At 64.7% G+C, this 16684-nt stretch carries 15 protein-coding genes; 14 read left to right on the top strand and 1 reads right to left on the bottom strand.

The features are described from left to right. Window positions 1-69 precede the first annotated feature (69 nt). The 9 genes from araH (at window position 70) to R2669_RS10165 (ending at window position 9989) form a co-directional block, all read left to right on the top strand. The gene (araH, locus tag R2669_RS10205) at window positions 70-1017 is read left to right on the top strand and encodes an L-arabinose ABC transporter permease AraH (RefSeq protein ID WP_249262918.1); all 948 of its coding nucleotides are present in this window, start codon (window positions 70-72) and stop codon (window positions 1015-1017) included. Window positions 1018-1027: 10 nt separating this feature from the next. Next, window positions 1028-1942, top strand: coding sequence for an SMP-30/gluconolactonase/LRE family protein (locus tag R2669_RS10200; RefSeq protein ID WP_316899923.1), 915 nt, complete (start codon window positions 1028-1030; stop codon window positions 1940-1942). Next, window positions 1923-2807, top strand: a complete 885-nt coding sequence (locus R2669_RS10195; protein WP_316899921.1) for an aldose 1-epimerase — start codon at window positions 1923-1925, stop codon at window positions 2805-2807. The genes R2669_RS10200 and R2669_RS10195 overlap by 20 nt, the downstream gene beginning before the upstream one ends. Further along, window positions 2804-3610 (top strand): SDR family oxidoreductase, encoded by an 807-nt coding sequence (locus R2669_RS10190; protein ID WP_147215937.1) that lies wholly within the window; start codon window positions 2804-2806, stop codon window positions 3608-3610. Before R2669_RS10195 ends, R2669_RS10190 begins: the two co-directional genes overlap by 4 nt. After that, window positions 3607-4233, top strand: a complete 627-nt coding sequence (locus tag R2669_RS10185) for a 2-dehydro-3-deoxy-6-phosphogalactonate aldolase (protein ID WP_102066812.1) — start codon at window positions 3607-3609, stop codon at window positions 4231-4233. Before R2669_RS10190 ends, R2669_RS10185 begins: the two co-directional genes overlap by 4 nt. 20 nt (window positions 4234-4253) lie before the next feature. Further along, complete coding sequence (gene dgoD, locus R2669_RS10180; protein WP_012762895.1) at window positions 4254-5402, top strand: galactonate dehydratase; 1149 nt, start codon at window positions 4254-4256, stop codon at window positions 5400-5402. 115 nt (window positions 5403-5517) lie between these two features. Continuing rightward, window positions 5518-7545: a transketolase gene (tkt, locus tag R2669_RS10175; protein ID WP_316899919.1), complete on the top strand. Its 2028-nt coding sequence runs from the start codon at window positions 5518-5520 to the stop codon at window positions 7543-7545. Window positions 7546-7631: 86 nt separating this feature from the next. Further along, window positions 7632-8630 carry a type I glyceraldehyde-3-phosphate dehydrogenase gene (gene gap, locus R2669_RS10170; protein WP_009241512.1) on the top strand — a complete coding sequence of 333 codons (999 nt, stop codon included), beginning with the start codon at window positions 7632-7634 and terminating at the stop codon, window positions 8628-8630. 315 nt (window positions 8631-8945) lie between these two features. Beyond that, a complete protein-coding gene (locus R2669_RS10165; RefSeq protein WP_147215941.1) occupies window positions 8946-9989 on the top strand; it encodes a LysR family transcriptional regulator in 1044 nt (347 codons plus the stop codon). A 72-nt stretch (window positions 9990-10061) separates the two neighbouring features. Here R2669_RS10165 and fur read toward each other — a convergent pair whose 3' ends face one another. Continuing rightward, on the bottom strand, window positions 10062-10493 hold the full coding sequence (gene fur, locus R2669_RS10160; RefSeq protein ID WP_147215943.1) for a ferric iron uptake transcriptional regulator: 432 nt from the start codon (window positions 10491-10493) through the stop codon (window positions 10062-10064). A 149-nt stretch (window positions 10494-10642) separates the two neighbouring features. Between fur and R2669_RS10155 the strand changes: the two genes are divergently transcribed. From R2669_RS10155 to holA, 5 genes are all read left to right on the top strand, one after another. After that, a complete protein-coding gene (locus R2669_RS10155) occupies window positions 10643-11299 on the top strand; it encodes an outer membrane protein assembly factor BamE (RefSeq protein ID WP_316899917.1) in 657 nt (218 codons plus the stop codon). Window positions 11300-11422: 123 nt separating this feature from the next. Next, the gene (gene dapB / locus R2669_RS10150; protein WP_316899915.1) at window positions 11423-12214 is read left to right on the top strand and encodes a 4-hydroxy-tetrahydrodipicolinate reductase; all 792 of its coding nucleotides are present in this window, start codon (window positions 11423-11425) and stop codon (window positions 12212-12214) included. A gap of 175 nt (window positions 12215-12389) precedes the next feature. Beyond that, entirely contained in the window at window positions 12390-15023 is a 2634-nt protein-coding gene (leuS, locus tag R2669_RS10145; RefSeq protein WP_316899913.1) for a leucine--tRNA ligase, read from the top strand. Window positions 15024-15053: 30 nt separating this feature from the next. Beyond that, window positions 15054-15578 (top strand): LPS-assembly lipoprotein LptE, encoded by a 525-nt coding sequence (locus R2669_RS10140; RefSeq protein ID WP_147215948.1) that lies wholly within the window; start codon window positions 15054-15056, stop codon window positions 15576-15578. Window positions 15579-15603: 25 nt separating this feature from the next. Beyond that, window positions 15604-16680 (top strand): DNA polymerase III subunit delta, encoded by a 1077-nt coding sequence (gene holA / locus R2669_RS10135; protein ID WP_147215950.1) that lies wholly within the window; start codon window positions 15604-15606, stop codon window positions 16678-16680. Window positions 16681-16684: the final 4 nt, after the last annotated feature.

The following is a 16684-nucleotide window of genomic DNA, read 5'->3' as shown; positions in this document are numbered from 1 at the left end:
GAGTCCAAGATGTCCCAGTCTCAACCCCTGCAACATTCCGATGCGCTGGCCGCATCGGCACGCTCTGCCATGAACAAGACGCGCCTGCTTCGCCTGCTGGACGATTTCAGCCTGCCGCTGATCTTCGCCATTCTCTTTGCCGCGCTGTCGTTCTCCGTCGAGTATTTCTTCTCGTGGCAGAACATGGTCGGCCTTGCGTTGTCCGTCTCGCAGATCGGCATGGTTGCCTGCACGATGATGTTCTGTCTGGCGTCGCGTGATTTCGATCTGTCGATCGGCTCCACGGTGGCGTTTGCCGGCGTGTTGTGCGCCATGATCATCAACGCCACCGGCAGCATTGCACTCGGCATTGGCGCGAGCCTGGTGGCGGGCGCGATCATCGGCGGCATCAATGGTTTCGTGATCGCCAAGCTGAAGATCAATGCGCTGATCACAACGCTGGCCACGATGGAAATCGTGCGGGGCCTCGCTTTCATCGCCTCGCATGGGCAGGCGGTGGGCGTGTCCGACATGGATTTCTTCGACCTCGGCAACACGATCTTTTTTGGTGTGCCGACGCCGGTGTGGGTGGCGGCGCTGTGCTTTGTCGTGTTTGGCGTGCTGCTCAACAAGACGATCTACGGCCGCAATACGCTGGCGATTGGCGGCAATCCGGAAGCGGCCCGGCTGGCCGGCGTGAACGTCAACATGACGCGCATCGTGATCTTCCTGATCCAGGGCGTGATTGCCGCGCTGGCCGGCGTGATCCTGGCGGCGCGCATCACCAGCGGCCAGCCGAATGCGGCGCAAGGCTTTGAGCTGAACGTGATCTCGGCCTGCGTGCTGGGCGGCGTGTCGCTGCTCGGCGGCCGCGCGACCATCAGCGGGGTGCTGGTCGGCGTGCTGATCATGGGCACCGTGCAGAACGCGATGAACCTGCTGAACATCGACGCGTTCTATCAGTACCTCGTGCGCGGCGCGATTCTGCTGGCGGCGGTGTTGGTCGACCAGTTGAAGAACCGCGGCGGTCGTGAGTGAGGCCGTGCAGATGACAACCGCAACCACGCTGTCCGATCTGCGCTGCACGCTGGGCGAAGGCATCGTCTGGGACGGCGCCCTGCGCGTGCTCTGGTGGACCGACATCCAGGAATCGCTGCTGTGGCAGCACGATCCGGCGACGGGGCAGGAGCGTCAATGGCCGCTGCCGCAACGCGTCGGCTCTTTCGTGCTGACGGACGAGCCCGGCGTGCTGATCCTCGGCCTTGCCAAGAACATCGCCCGCTTCGACACGCGCACCGGCGCGCTCACGCTGCTGGCTGACGTCGAATCCGACAACCCGACCACGCGCGTCAATGACGGCCGCGCAGACCGCTCCGGCAACTACGTCTTCGGCACGCTGCACGAAGGCGGCCCGGAACCCACCGGCAGCTTCTATCGCTTCACGCCGATGGGCACGTTGCAACGCCTGGCGCTGCCGCACATCGCCATCGCCAACAGCATCGCCTTCAGCCCCGACGGCGAGACCATGTATTGGTGCGATACCAACAGCCGGCGCATCCACGCCTGCGGTTACGACGGGCAGACCGGCGCAGTCGCCAATATTCGCGTCTTCGCCGATCTGCGTGACCAGGATGCCGATGGCGCGCACAAGGGGTCGCCCGATGGCTCCACCGTCGACGCAGACGGCTGCCTGTGGAATGCCGAGTGGGGCGGCAACCGCCTGACGCGCTACGCACCGGATGGCCGCGTGCTCGCGCGCGTTTCCGTGCCGGCATCGCAGCCGACATGCCCGGCCTTTGGCGGCGCGGCGCTCGACACGCTGTATCTGACGACGGCGCGCGATGGCTTGTCGGCGCACCGCCTGGCAGAAGACGTGAATGCCGGCGCGACGTTGCAGCTTGCCGTGCCGGACGTACGCGGATTGCCGGAGGGCCGGTTCGGCCATGCCTACGTTGCAGCTTGAAAACGGCACGCTACGCGCCGAGGTATTGCCCGAAGCCGGTGGCGGCTTGCTGCGTTTCGATCTGCTGCGTGACGGCGATGTCGCGCCGATCTTCCGGCCGGGGACAGCAGAAGCCGCGCTGCACGATCCGAGAGCGCTGGCCTGCTTTCCGCTGGTGCCGTGGTCCAACCGCATCGGCGGCGGGCGCTTCCAGTTCCAGGGGCGGACCATCGACGTGCCGGGCACGCGAGACGACGAAGCGTATCCGCTGCACGGCCACGGCTGGCTGATGCCGTGGGAGGTGCTCTCACAAACAGACTCGTCGGTCGAACTCGCCGCAACGGTCGACCAGGGCCGCCCCTTCCACTACGTGACGACGCAGCGCTACACGCTCGCGGGCAACACGCTGGAAATTTCGCTGACGGTACGCAACGAAGGTGCGCCGCTGCCGTTCGGGCTGGGCGTGCATCCGTTCTTTCCGCGCACGCCGGATGTTCGGTTGCTCGCCAGCGCCACGGCCATGTGGGAATCCGCATCGGACCATCTGCCGACGGTTCTGCAGGCGCCGCATGCAGATGCAGACTTTCGCAAGCTCCGGAAGCTCGAAGCCAACGCCGCCATCAATCACAGCTTTGAAGGCTGGGATGGCCGCGCTGAGATCGTCTGGCCCAGCCGCCGCGTGTCTGTGCAGATCGCGGCCGACACGTCGCGCTATGTCCTGTACACCCCAGCCGGCTACGACTTCTTCTGCTTCGAGCCCGTCGACCACGCCATCAACGCGCACAACTTACCTGGCCTGCCGCAAGACCACGGGCTGACGATTCTCGGCGCCGGCCAGAGCCTGCGGCGCAGCTATCAATTCACCGTGAATCGAACTGACGCATGACTGCTTCTCCGATGTCTTTTCCGCCGCGTCTTGCCGGCAAGGTCGCCTTGGTGACAGGCGCCACGCAAGGCATTGGCGGCGCGATTGCCAAGCTGTTCGCGCAGCACGGCGCGCGCGTGATCGTCAACGCGCTGATGCGTGACGCGCGCGCCGAAGCCTTTGCCGCCGAAATTGGCAACAGCGTTGGCAACGACAACATCCTCCTCGTGCAAGCCGACGTGCGCGACCGCGCCCAGATCGACGCAATGGTCGCTGCCGGCGTCGAGCGCTTTGGCGGGATCGACGTGCTGGTCAACAACGCCGGCATCAACGTGTTTTCCGATCCGCTCGAGTTGAGCGAGGACGACTGGGCGCGCTGCCTTTCCGTCGATCTGGAAGGCGCGTGGCACTGCGCGCGCGCCGTGCTGCCGCACATGCTGGCGCGCGGGGCGGGCAGCATCGTGAACATCGCGTCGGTGCATGGGCACAAAATCATTCCGGGCGCGTTTCCCTATCCGGTGGCCAAGCATGGGCTGATCGGGCTCACGCGAGCGCTGGGCATTGAATATGCAGCGCGCGGAATCCGCGTCAATTCGATTTCGCCGGGGCTGATCCTCACGCCGATTGCCGAGGCCGGCTTTGCCGCCGCTCCCGATCCGGAGGCCGAACGCCGCCGGCAGGCCGAACTGCTGCCGTGCAAGCGCATCGGCGAGCCCGAAGAGGTGGCCTACACCGCGCTGTTCCTCGCCTCCGACGAGGCGCGCTTCATCAACGCGACCGACATCCTCATCGATGGCGGCCGCTCGCAGCTCTATCACGAATGACCTGGACAACCCACCTTCCGCTGATCGCCATCCTGCGCGGCATCCGCCCTGACGAGGTGCTCGCGCATACGCAGGCGCTTGTCGATGCCGGCTTCGATGCCATCGAAATTCCGCTGAACTCGCCCGACTGGGCGCAGAGCGTGCAGCTCGCCGCGCGTTCCTTTGGCGACCGCGCGCTGATCGGCGCGGGCACCGTCCTGCGCGCCGAAGACGTTGACCTGATGGTCGCGGCGGGCGGCAAGCTGGTCGTCACGCCCAACACGCATACGCCGGTGATCCGCGCTGCCGTCCACGCCGGCCTCGTCACCTGCATCGGCTGCATGACCGCCACCGAGGCTTTTGCCGCGCTTGACGCGGGCGCGCAGGCGCTGAAGATCTTCCCGGCCGGCAATCTCGGGACCGGTTATGTCCGCGCGCTCAAGGCCGTGCTGCCCGCTGACGTGCCGGTATTTGCCGTCGGCGGCATCACGCCGGAGAACCTTGCCGATTACCTTGCCGCCGGCTGCATCGGCGCCGGCCTCGGCAGCGACCTGTATCGCCCGGGCCAGCCCGTCGAGCGCACCGCCGAACGGGCGCGCGCCTTCGTCACCGCCTACCGCGCCGTCCAATCTGTCCGCACCTGAACGCACCTTCGATTCGATCCATGAAAATCACCCGCCTGACCACGTACCGCCTGCCCCCGCGCTGGATGTTCCTGAAAGTCGAGACCGACGAGGGCGTCACCGGCTGGGGCGAACCCGTCATCGAAGGCCGTGCGCGCACGGTGGAAGCAGCGGTGCACGAGCTGTCCGACTACCTCATCGGCCAGGACCCGAGCCGCATCAACGACCTGTGGCAGACCATGTATCGCGCCGGCTTCTACCGCGGCGGCCCGATCCTGATGAGCGCCATCGCCGGCATCGACCAGGCGCTGTGGGACATCAAGGGCAAGGTGCTGGGCGTGCCGGTGTACGAACTGCTCGGCGGCCTCGTGCGCGACAAGATGCGCACCTACAGCTGGGTCGGCGGCGACCGCCCGGCCGACGTGATTGCCGGCATGAAGGCGCTGCAGGCCGGCGGCTTCGATCACTTCAAGCTCAACGGCTGCGAAGAGATGGGCATCATCGACACGTCCCGCGCGGTGGATGCTGCGGTCGCCAAGGTTGCTGAGATTCGCTCGGCGTTCGGCAACACCGTCGAATTCGGGCTGGATTTTCACGGCCGCGTTTCTGCGCCGATGGCCAAGGTGCTGATCAAGGAGCTGGAGCCGTATCGCCCGCTCTTTATCGAAGAGCCCGTGCTGGCCGAGCAGGCCGAAACCTATGCCCGCCTGGCCGCCCACACCCATCTGCCAATTGCCGCCGGCGAGCGCATGTTCTCGCGCTTCGACTTCAAGCGCGTGCTGGAGGCAGGCGGGGTGTCGATCCTGCAGCCGGACCTGTCTCACGCCGGCGGCATTACCGAATGCGTGAAAATCGCCGCCATGGCCGAGGCTTACGATGTGGCGTTGGCGCCGCATTGCCCGCTTGGCCCCATCGCGCTGGCGGCCTGCCTGCACGTGGATTTCGTCAGTTGGAACGCCACGTTGCAGGAACAGAGCATGGGCATCCATTACAACAAGGGCGCCGAACTGCTCGATTACGTGCGGAACAAGGCCGATTTTGCGCTGGAAGGCGGCTATATCCGCCCGCCGCGCCTGCCCGGCCTGGGCGTGGACATCGACGAGGCGCTGGTCATCGAACGGAGCAAGGAAGCCCCCGACTGGCGCAACCCGGTGTGGCGCCACGCCGACGGTTCTGTGGCGGAGTGGTAAGCCGGGCGGGGGAGGGGACGTCGTAGCGCGTTTTACTGACCGCGATCACCCCAGCCGGGTCATTCCCGTCTGGTAAAATCGCGGTTTTCCCGCCTATCTCCTGCCGCAGGTTCGCATGACCGCCCCCGCCCTCCACTCGAATACCACCCAGCCTACCCAGTTGATGGCCAGCGCCATTCGCGTGCTTGCCATGGACGCCGTCCAGCAAGCCAATTCCGGCCACCCCGGCGCGCCGATGGGCATGGCGGATATCGCCGTGGCATTGTGGAGCCGCCACCTGCGTCACAACCCGCTCAACCCCCGCTGGCCCGACCGTGACCGCTTCGTGCTGTCCAACGGTCACGGCTCGATGCTGATCTACGCGCTGCTGCACCTGACGGGCTATGACCTGCCGATGTCGGAGCTGAAGAATTTCCGCCAGCTGCACAGCAAGACCGCCGGCCACCCCGAATACGGCATCACCCCCGGCGTCGAAACCACCACCGGCCCGCTGGGCCAGGGCATCACCAACGCCGTCGGCATGGCCCTTGCTGAGCGTCTGCTGGGCCAGGAATTCAATCGCCCGGGCTTTGACATCGTCAATCATCACACCTACGTCTTCCTGGGCGACGGCTGCCTGATGGAAGGCATCAGCCACGAAGCCTGCTCGCTGGCCGGCACGCTGGGCCTGAACAAGCTGATCGCGCTGTGGGACGACAACGGCATCTCGATCGACGGCGACGTCGTCCACTGGTTCAACGACGACACGCCGAAGCGCTTCGAAGCCTACGGCTGGAACGTGATCCGCGCCGTCGACGGCCATAACGTTGCCGCCGTCGAAGCCGCGATTGCAGAAGCCAAGAAGTCGGACAAGCCGACGCTGATCTGCTGCCGCACGCTCATCGGCAAGGGCGCGCCCAACAAGGAAGGCGGTCACGACGTGCACGGCGCGCCGCTGGGCGGCGTGGAAATCGCTGCCGCGCGCGAAGCGCTGGCCTGGCCGCACGCACCGTTCGAAATTCCGCAAGCCGTGTACGACGCGTGGGATGCCAAGGGCCAGGGGCAAGCACTGGAAAAGGCCTGGAACGCGCTGTTCGATGCGTATTCGGAGCGTTACCCGGCCGAGGCCGCGCAGTTCGAGCGCCGCATGCGTGGCGAACTGCCGGAAACCTTCGACAAGGCCGTCGCCGAGTTCATCGAGAAGTGCGAGCAAAAGGCCGAGACCATCGCCACGCGCAAGGCCAGCCAGAACACGCTGGAAGCCTATGGCCCGGTGCTGGGCGAGCTGCTGGGCGGCTCGGCCGACCTGACCGGCTCGAACCTGACCAACTGGAGCGGCAGCAAGGCCGTGCGCGTGGATGCCTGGGGCAACCACATCAACTACGGCGTGCGAGAGTTCGGCATGAGCGCCATCATGAACGGCATCGCGTTGCACGGCGGCTACATTCCGTACGGCGGCACGTTCCTGACGTTCTCCGACTACAGCCGCAACGCGCTGCGCATGGCCGCGCTGATGAAGATCCGCTCGATCTTCGTCTTCACGCACGATTCCATCGGCCTGGGCGAAGACGGCCCGACGCACCAGTCGATCGAGCACGTCGCCAGCCTGCGCCTCATTCCGAACATGGACGTCTGGCGTACTGCCGACACCACCGAAACCGCCGTCGCCTGGGCCGCCGCCATCGCGCGCCAGAACGGCCCGAGCTGCCTGATCTTCAGCCGCCAGAACCTGCCGTTCCAGGCGCGCAATCCGGCCACGCGCGAGGCGATCGCCCGCGGCGGCTACGTGCTGCGGGATGGGGCAAATGCGGCCGCCAACGGCAAGCCTGACGTGGTCATCATCGCGACGGGCTCGGAAGTTGGCCTGGCGGTCGGTGCAGCAGACCAGCTCGCCGCCGAGGGCATCCACGCGCGCGTGGTTTCGGTGCCGGCCACGACCGTGTTCGACAAGCAGGATCCGGCCTACAAGGCGAGCGTGCTGCCGGCCGGCGTGCCGCGCATCGCCGTGGAAGCGGGCGTGACCGATTTCTGGTGGAAGTACCAAGTACAAGCCGTGGTCGGTATCGACACGTTCGGTGAATCGGCCCCGGCGGGCGTGCTGTTCAAGCACTTCGGCTTCACCGTCGAGAACGTGGTGAACACCGCCAAGAGCGTCATTGCTTAACTGAATTTGCGTACGCGGCACCCACGAGGTGCCGCGCTGGTTTTTATCGCATCGTCGATTTCTTTTCTGCTATCAGGAGACTGACCATGACCATCAAGATCGGCATCAACGGCTTCGGCCGCATCGGACGCATGGTGTTCCGCGCTGCCGCCGCCAACTTCAAGGACATCGAAGTTGTTGCCATCAACGACCTGCTGGAGCCCGACTACCTGGCGTACATGCTGAAGTACGACTCGGTGCACGGCCGCTTCGACGGTGAAGTGTCGGTCGACGGCAACACGCTCGTCGTCAACGGCAAGAAGATCCGCCTGACCGCCGTGAAGGACCCGTCCGAGCTGAAGTGGGGCGAAGTCGGCGCCGACGTGGTGATCGAATCGACCGGCATCTTCCTGACCAAGGAAGGCGCGCAAAAGCACATCGACGCGGGCGCCAAGAAGGTGATCATGTCGGCTCCGTCGAAGGACGACACCCCGATGTTCGTGTACGGCGTGAACCACGAAACGTACAAGGGCGAGGCGATCATCTCCAACGCTTCGTGCACGACCAACTGCCTGGCACCGGTTGCCAAGGTACTGAACGACAAGTGGGGCATCAAGCGCGGCCTGATGACGACCGTGCACGCTGCCACCGCCACGCAGAAAACCGTTGACGGCCCGTCTAACAAGGACTGGCGCGGCGGCCGCGGCATCCTGGAAAACATCATCCCGTCGTCGACCGGCGCTGCCAAGGCCGTCGGCGTGGTGATCCCGCAACTGAACAAGAAGCTGACCGGCATGTCGTTCCGCGTGCCGACCTCGGATGTGTCGGTGGTCGACCTGACCGTCGAGCTGGAAAGCGCCGCCACGTACGCTGAAATCTGCGCCGAAATGAAGGCGCAGAGCGAAGGCGCGCTGAAGGGCGTGCTGGGCTACACCGAAGACAAGGTCGTCGCTACGGATTTCCGCGGCGATGCACGCACCTCGATCTTCGACGCCGAAGCCGGCATCGCACTGGATGGCACCTTCATCAAGGTCGTGAGCTGGTACGACAACGAGTGGGGCTACTCGAACAAGTGCCTGGAAATGGCACGTGTGGTGGGCAAGTAATCCACCTTGCTGCCAAGAGAACGCGCCTTCGGGCGCGTTTTTTTCATGGGCACGTGGGTCTAGGGCGAGCCGATCTCACTAAAACGCTGCGGGTTGGGCGCAGATCGGCGTTTGTTATGGACTGAAAAGAAAACGTTTGCGGATTAGCAAATTTCGAATTCGGGCTACAGGAATTCGCTTTGAAAATTGGGTTGCAGTCCGTACACTGAACAAATACTACATTGTGATGTGGCGGGCTTTTACGTCGCATCCGGCCCATTGCCTTGGCAATGGTTGCCTTTCCAGTTTTCCAACGTGTTCGAGCCAAGGCGTCCCATGGTCAACGTCGATACCAAGCTGCTGGTGATTTTTGTTGAGCTGCTCAGCAAGCGCAACGCCACCTACGTGGCCGAAAAGATGCACATGACCGCACCGGCTGTTTCGCATTCGCTGGGCCGTCTGCGTGAGATATTTGACGATCCCCTCTTCATTCGCGTGCCGCACGGCCTGACGCCTACGCCCAAGGCGCTTGAGCTGGGCCCGAAGGTGCGCGAGATGCTCGACCTGTGGGCGGCCATCAACGAGGGCGATATCGCCACGTTCGACCCCGCCGAAGCCACCGGCACGTTCAACGTCAGCTTTGCCGGCACGCTGGGCGATGCGCTGTTCGACCGCTTCCTGCTGCGCATCAAGCGCCTGGCGCCGGCATTGCAGGTGCGCCTGACCGAATCGTCTTCGTGGGAAGCCGATGTGGCGGCCATGCGCGCCAACGAGCTGGATCTGGCCTTCTCTCCGTTCCCCACGCGCCACCCCGAGATCATGGAAGAGGTCGTGACCTCCTTCAACATGTGGGTCTGCGCGCGCAAGGACCACCCGATCCTCGGCGATCGCTGCACGCTGGAGCAATACCTCGACTGCGAGCATATCTTCATCGCGCAGGGCAGCCCGGGCAGCCGTGTCGCGCCGTCGCTCATTCCGCTGGACTACGCCTTGCAGCAGCGCGGCCTCAAGCGCAACTCGACCATGACGGTGCACAGCTGGCGCACCCAGGGCGAAGTGGCGGCCCAGACCGACATGATCTTCACGGTCAATTCGCTGATGAAGGATATGGTCTGCAAGATGTACGACCTCAACGCATTCCCGCTGCCGACCGAGCTGGAAACTGTGCTGGGCCTGAACATGCTGTGGCACCGCAGCCGCAACACGCACCCGATGCTGGTGTGGGCGCGTCAGCTCTTCAAGCAGGTCGTGGCCGAATACACCGGGCAGGCGTCCGGCGCGCCGGCCCATCCGCCCGTGCAGGCCAAGGAACACGGCAAGGCCGAGAAGGGTGGTCAAGGCGACGCAGAAAAGGAGGGTGAGACGCGGCTGTCCGCCTGACATCCGCCATCTCGCCGCTCCAATGAAAAACGGCCGCAGACGATGCGGCCGTTTCCTTTTGGCGACGATGCTTCAGCGCTTTGGCCGGTGCGGGCAGGCTTCCTTCGTGCAATTGCCATAAAGCGACAGCGCGTGCTCCTGCAGCGCAAAGCCGCGCGCACGGGCGATGCTCTGCTGGCGCTGTTCGATCTCGGCATCAAAAAACTCTTCGACGCGGCCGCAATCGAGGCACACCAGGTGATCGTGGTGCTTGCCCTCGTTGAGTTCGTAGATGGCCTTGCCCGATTCGAAGTTGTTGCGTGACAGCAGCCCCGCCTGTTCGAATTGCGTCAGTACGCGATAGACCGTGGCCAGGCCAATGTCCATCTGCTCGGCGAGCAGGATGCGGTACACGTCTTCGGCGCTCATGTGGCGCTCTTCGCTGGTCTGAAAGATCTCGAGGATCTTCAACCGCGGCACCGTGGCTTTCAGACCGATGTTCTTGAGGTCTGCAGGACTCGGCATGCGCCAGGCTCCCTAGAGTACAATGTTCGGATTCCAATCATAAGGGTTTTGGCGGCAAAAGTCCTATTGACGGGCCTGCACAATGTGCCTGGCCGTCGCCGATTCCTCCCGTACCGGCACACCCGGAACCGTTTGAAGGCCGATCGCTCATGACCTTTTCCTTTGCGCGCAGTCCTGTCCGTTTTGCCCACGTCGCCCGTCGCGGCGGCCTGTTGATGGGTGCCATGCTCGCTGCGTCGGCGTTGCTGGCCGGATGCGGCACCTATGACAGCACCACGCGCAAGATCGCCAATGCCGTCACGCCGTATCGCATCGACATCGTGCAAGGCAACTTCGTGTCGCGCGAACAGGCGGCGCAGCTCAAGGAAGGCATGACCCGCGACCAGGTGCGCTTCGTACTCGGCACGCCGCTGTTGACGGATATGTTCCACGCCAACCGCTGGGACTATATTTTCTCGTTCAAGCGTGGCAATACGGCTGTTGTGCAGGAACGCAAGCTGACCGTGTGGTTTGACGGCGATCGCCTCGCCAAGTGGGTGGGCGCTGATGAACTGCCGTCCGAAGCGGAGCTGATCTCGGAAATCGACGGCATCAAACGTCCGAAGAAGGACGCCGCGCAGGCCGCTGCTGCCGCGGGCGCGGCACCCGCTGCACGTGCACCGTCGATTCCGTCGGCTGAAGTGACGGACCGCGTGCAGTCGACCGCAGGCTCCAAAAACAACGTTGACGTGACGCTGCCGGAGCGCCGCACTGGCGGTGGTGGTACTGACACCAGCGTTCCGCCGCCGGCCACCCAATCGCAGTGAACGCCGTGAAGCGCGCATAGCCAGCGCGCCGGCATCACGACTTCGAGCGAGCGGCGGACGGGTTCCGCCGCTTGTGCGTTTTACAGACCGTTTTCTCTTTTGCAGCTTTTCGCTCTCACCGACATGAAAATTGCGATTGCAGGCGCCTCGGGCCGCATGGGCCAGATGCTGATCGATACCGTACTGCGCACGCCGGGCGTGACGCTGGGCGCCGCGCTGGACCGCGCGGGCAGCGATGCCGTGGGACAGGACGCCGGCGCCAAGCTTGGCAAAACCACCGGTGTCATCGTGACCGACGACGTGCGGGCGGGGCTCTCGAACGCGGACGTACTGATCGATTTCACGCGTCCTGATGCGACGCTCAATCACCTCAATATTGCGCGTGAGGTCGGGACCGCCGTGGTGATCGGTACGACCGGTTTCACGGCCGAGCAGAAAGCCAGCTTCAAGACTTACGGCGAATCGATCGGCGTGGTCTGGGCTCCGAACATGAGCGTGGGCGTGAACGCGACGTTCAAGCTGATCGAAGTCGCCGCCAAGATCCTGGCGCAGGGCTACGACGTCGAGATCATCGAGGCGCATCACAAGCACAAGATCGACGCCCCGTCGGGCACCGCGCTCAAGATGGGCGAGATCGTGGCCGAGGCGCAGGGCACCAAGCTGGCCGATCGCGCGGTCTATGCGCGCGAAGGCGAGACCGGCCCGCGCGAGCTTGGCACCATCGGCTTTGCCACCGTGCGCGGCGGGGACATCGTCGGCGACCACACCGTGCTGTTTGCGGGCGACGGCGAGCGCATCGAAATCACGCATCGCTCCAACACCCGCCAGTCGTATGCCGAAGGCGCCGTGCGCGCTGCGGTCTACGTGGCCGGCAAGAAGGGTCTGTACGACATGAACGACGTGCTCGGCCTGTAATCAGGCTGACGGCAGAGGGCGCTGGCAGGCCTGTCCGGCGCCTTTTTTCACCGCTCGCGATCGCCCGGATGGGGCGGATGGCGACGGTATAATCGGGCCTTTTCCGTTATTCAATCCGGCTGCGCCCGTTGGCGGCGCGGCTGCAATCGCCGGGGCATCCGGGCGACCCATCACCATGCAAGACAAATATTCCCCGTCCGACGTCGAACAGCGAGCGCAGCAACACTGGCAGGCACTGGATGCCTACCGCGTGACCGAACACGCGCGCGCTGCTGACGGCTCGGACAAGCCCAAGTTCTACGCCTGCTCGATGCTGCCGTATCCGTCGGGCAAGCTGCACATGGGCCACGTGCGCAACTACACGATCAACGACGTGATGACGCGTCAGCTGCGCATGAAGGGATACAACGTGCTGATGCCGATGGGCTGGGACGCCTTCGGCATGCCGGCGGAAAACGCGGCGCTCAACAACGGCGTGGCACCCGCTGCATGGACCTACGACAACATCGCTTACATGAAGAAGCAGATGCAGTCGATGGGCCTGGCGATCGACTGGTCGCGCGAAGTGGCGACCTGCAGCCCCGACTACTACCGCTGGAACCAGTGGCTGTTCCTGAAGATGCTCGAAAAGGGCATCGCCTACCGCAAGACCGGCACCGTGAACTGGGACCCGGTCGACCAGACCGTGCTCGCCAACGAGCAGGTGATCGACGGGCGCGGCTGGCGCTCGGGCGCGGTGGTGGAAAAGCGCGAGATCCCGATGTACTACCTGGGCATCACCAAGTATGCGCAGGAGCTGCTCTCCGACCTTGACCCGCTGGGCTGGCCCGAGCGCGTCAAGCTGATGCAGCAGAACTGGATCGGCAAGAGCGAGGGTGTGCGCTTTGCATTCCCGCACAACATTGCCGCTGACGACGGCAAGCTGATCAACGACGGCAAGCTGTACGTCTTCACCACGCGTGCCGACACGATCATGGGCGTGACGTTCTGCGCCGTGGCCGCGGAGCATCCGATTGCCGCGCATGCCGCGCAGGGCAACCCGGCGCTCGCCGCGTTCATCGAAGAGTGCAAGCACGGCAGCGTCATGGAAGCCGACATGGCGACCATGGAAAAGAAGGGCATGCCGACTGGCCTGACGGTCACGCACCCGCTTACCGGCGAATCCGTGCCGGTGTGGGTCGGCAACTACGTGCTGATGACCTACGGCGACGGCGCCGTGATGGGCGTGCCCGCGCACGACGAGCGCGATTTTGCCTTCGCGAACAAGTACCACCTGCCCATCAAGCAGGTGATCGACGTGAAGGGTCAGCGGTACGACACGACCACCTGGGCCGACTGGTACGGCGACAAGGAACACGGCGTGCTGTTCCACAGCGGCAAGTACGATGGCCTGAACTATCAGCAGGCCGTCGACGCCGTGGCTGCCGATCTGGCCGCACAAGGCCTGGGCGAGAAGAAGACCACCTGGCGCCTGCGCGACTGGGGCATTTCGCGCCAGCGCTACTGGGGCACGCCGATCCCGCTGATCCACTGCGAGAGCTGTGGCGTCGTGCCCGTGCCCGAGCAGGACCTGCCGGTGCGCCTGCCCGAAGATCTCGTTCCGGATGGCACGGGCAACCCGCTCGCCAAGGATCCCCGCTTCCTGAATTGCACGTGCCCGTCGTGCGGCAAGCCCGCGCGCCGCGAGACCGACACGATGGATACCTTCATCGATTCGTGCTGGTACTACATGCGCTATACGTGCCCGGACGGCGAGACCATGGTCGATGCCCGCAACGATTACTGGATGCCGATGGACCAGTACATCGGCGGCATCGAGCACGCGATCCTGCACCTGCTGTATGCGCGCTTCTGGACCAAGGTCATGCGTGACCTGGGCCTCGTCAAATTCGATGAGCCGTTCACCAACCTGCTCACGCAGGGCATGGTGCTTAACGAGACGTACTACCGGGAAGATGCCGCAGGCAAGAAGCAGTGGATCAACCCCGCCGACGTCGACGTGCAGACCGACGAACGTGGCCGCCCCGTGGGTGCCACGCTCAAGGCCGACGGCCAGCCGGTGGTGATCGGCGGCGTCGAAAAGATGTCGAAGTCGAAGAACAACGGCATCGACCCGCAAGCGCTGATCGATCAATACGGTGCCGACACGGCGCGCCTGTTCACGATGTTTGCTGCGCCGCCCGAGCAACAGCTCGAGTGGAACGACGCCGGTGTGGAGGGCGCCTCGCGTTTCCTGCGCCGTCTGTGGAATTTTGGCGTGGCCCATGCCGACGCCATTCGCGCCGGTCACGGCAATGGCGTTGTGGCGGGTGCAACGGATGCCGATCGCGCGCTGCGCCGCGAGCTGTACACCGTGCTCAAGCAAGCGAACTACGACTACGAGCGCCTGCAGTACAACACCGTCGTCTCGGCGACGATGAAGATGCTCAACGCGCTGGAAGGCGCCAAGGACGCCGGTGCCGATGCGCGCCGCGAAGGCTTGGGGTTGCTGCTGCGCGTGCTGTACCCGGTCGTGCCGCACATCACGCACGTGCTCTGGACGGAACTGGGCTACGCCGGTGCATATGGCGACCTGCTCGACGCACCGTGGCCGCAGGTCGACGAAGGCGCGCTGGTGCAGAGCGAGATCGAACTCGTGCTGCAGGTCAACGGTAAGGTGCGCGGCAGCATCGTCGTGCCGGCCGACGCCGATCGCGCCGCCATCGAAGCGATTGCCGCCAAGGATGAAGCGGTCCAGAAATTTGCTGAAGGCAAGCCGCCCAAGAAGATCATCGTGGTGCCGGGCCGTCTGGTGAACGTGGTGGCCTGATCGGCCATCCCACTCAAGGAACGCATGGTTATGTCGTTGTCCCGAGGTTTGTCCCGCCGCCGCTTTGGTCGCTCTGTCATTGCCCTGGGGATTGCGCTGCCGGCGCTGTCCGCCTGCGGCTTCCACATGCGGGGCAATACCGACTTCGCGTTCAAGCGGCTGTACATCAATTTGCCGCAGAACTCGCAGATGCGCGCGCAGTTGCGCCGGCTGATCGACAACGGCTCCGACACCGTCATCGTGTCGGATAAGAAAGACGCCGATGCGCTGCTCGACGTGTTGGCCGAAGACCGTGTGAAAACCATCTCGTCGCTCACGCCGCAGGGTGTGGTGCGCGAGTACCGCATCACGTATCGCTTCCGCTTCCAGCTGCGCGATGCGCACGACAACCTGCTGATCCCGCCGTCGGAAATCACGCAGTTCCGCGATCTCTCGTACAACGAGACGCAGGTGCTCGCCAAGGACTACGAAGAAGCGGCGCTCTACCGAGACATGCAGGGCGATACGATCAACCAGCTCGTGCGGCGCCTGGGCGCCGTGAAGCTGCCGTCGTAAGCGGCGGATCAGGGCAAGGTTTGCCATGCAATTGCGGCTCGACGCGCTCGAAGGTCATCTGAAGCAGGCTTCTGCCAAGGGGCTCGCGCCGCTGTACGTGGTGCATGGCGACGAGCACCTGCTCGCACTTGAGGCGGTCGATGCGCTGCGGCAGGCCGCGCGCGCGCAGGGCTTTACCGAGCGCGACGTGATGAGCGTCGAGCGTGGCTTCTCGTGGTCGCGCGTGACCGAGGCCCAGCAGTCGATGTCGCTGTTCGGAGATCGCAAGATCGTCGAGCTGCGTATTCCGTCGGGCAAGCCCGGCAAGGATGGCGGCGAAGCACTGCGCGCATTGGCTGCGGGCACGCCGTCCGGGCCGGCCACCGACACCGTCACGCTGATCACGCTGCCGCGTCTGGATTTTGCGACTGCCAAGTCGGCGTGGTTCGCGGCGCTCGAAGGCGCGGGTGTGTCGATCAAGGTCGATTCGGTGGACCGCACCAAGCTGCCCGGCTGGATTGGCGAGCGTCTCGCGCGTCAGCAGCAGCGTGTGGAGCCCGGTGAGCCTGGCCGCCGCGCGCTGCAGTTCATTGCCGACCGTGTGGAGGGCAATCTGCTCGCCGCGCATCAGGAAATCCAGAAACTCGGCTTGCTGCATCCGCCCGGTGTGCTGACGTTCGACGATGTGCACGATGCGGTCCTCAACGTGGCGCGCTACGACGTGTTCAAGCTATCCGAAGCCATGCTGGCGGGCGATGTGCCGCGTCTGGTGCGCATGCTCGAAGGCCTGCGCGGCGAGGGCGAAGCTACGGTCCTGGTCCTCTGGACGTTGACGGAAGAAATTCGCGTATTATCAAAAATCGCTTCGGGCGCGGCCCAAGGCAAGCCGGTGGCGTCCATGCTGCGAGAACTCCGGGTGTGGGGGCCACGCGAGCGGCTGGTGCCGCAGGCGGCGCAGCGGCTGTCACAGCGCGAGCTGGAGGGTGCGCTCTCCATGGCCGCCAAGCTGGATCGGCAGGTCAAGGGCTTGCGCGAGCCGTCGCTGCCGGCCGAGCCATGGGATGGCCTGCTGCAACTGGCGATGCGCATCGCGCGGCCGGGCAGTCTTCCGGTGCCGGCCTGATCCA

This window comes from Ralstonia edaphi, from assembly GCF_958350185.1.
Classification (GTDB): Bacteria; Pseudomonadota; Gammaproteobacteria; order Burkholderiales; family Burkholderiaceae; genus Ralstonia; species Ralstonia edaphi.
This window is presented reverse-complemented; position numbering and strand designations above follow the sequence as displayed.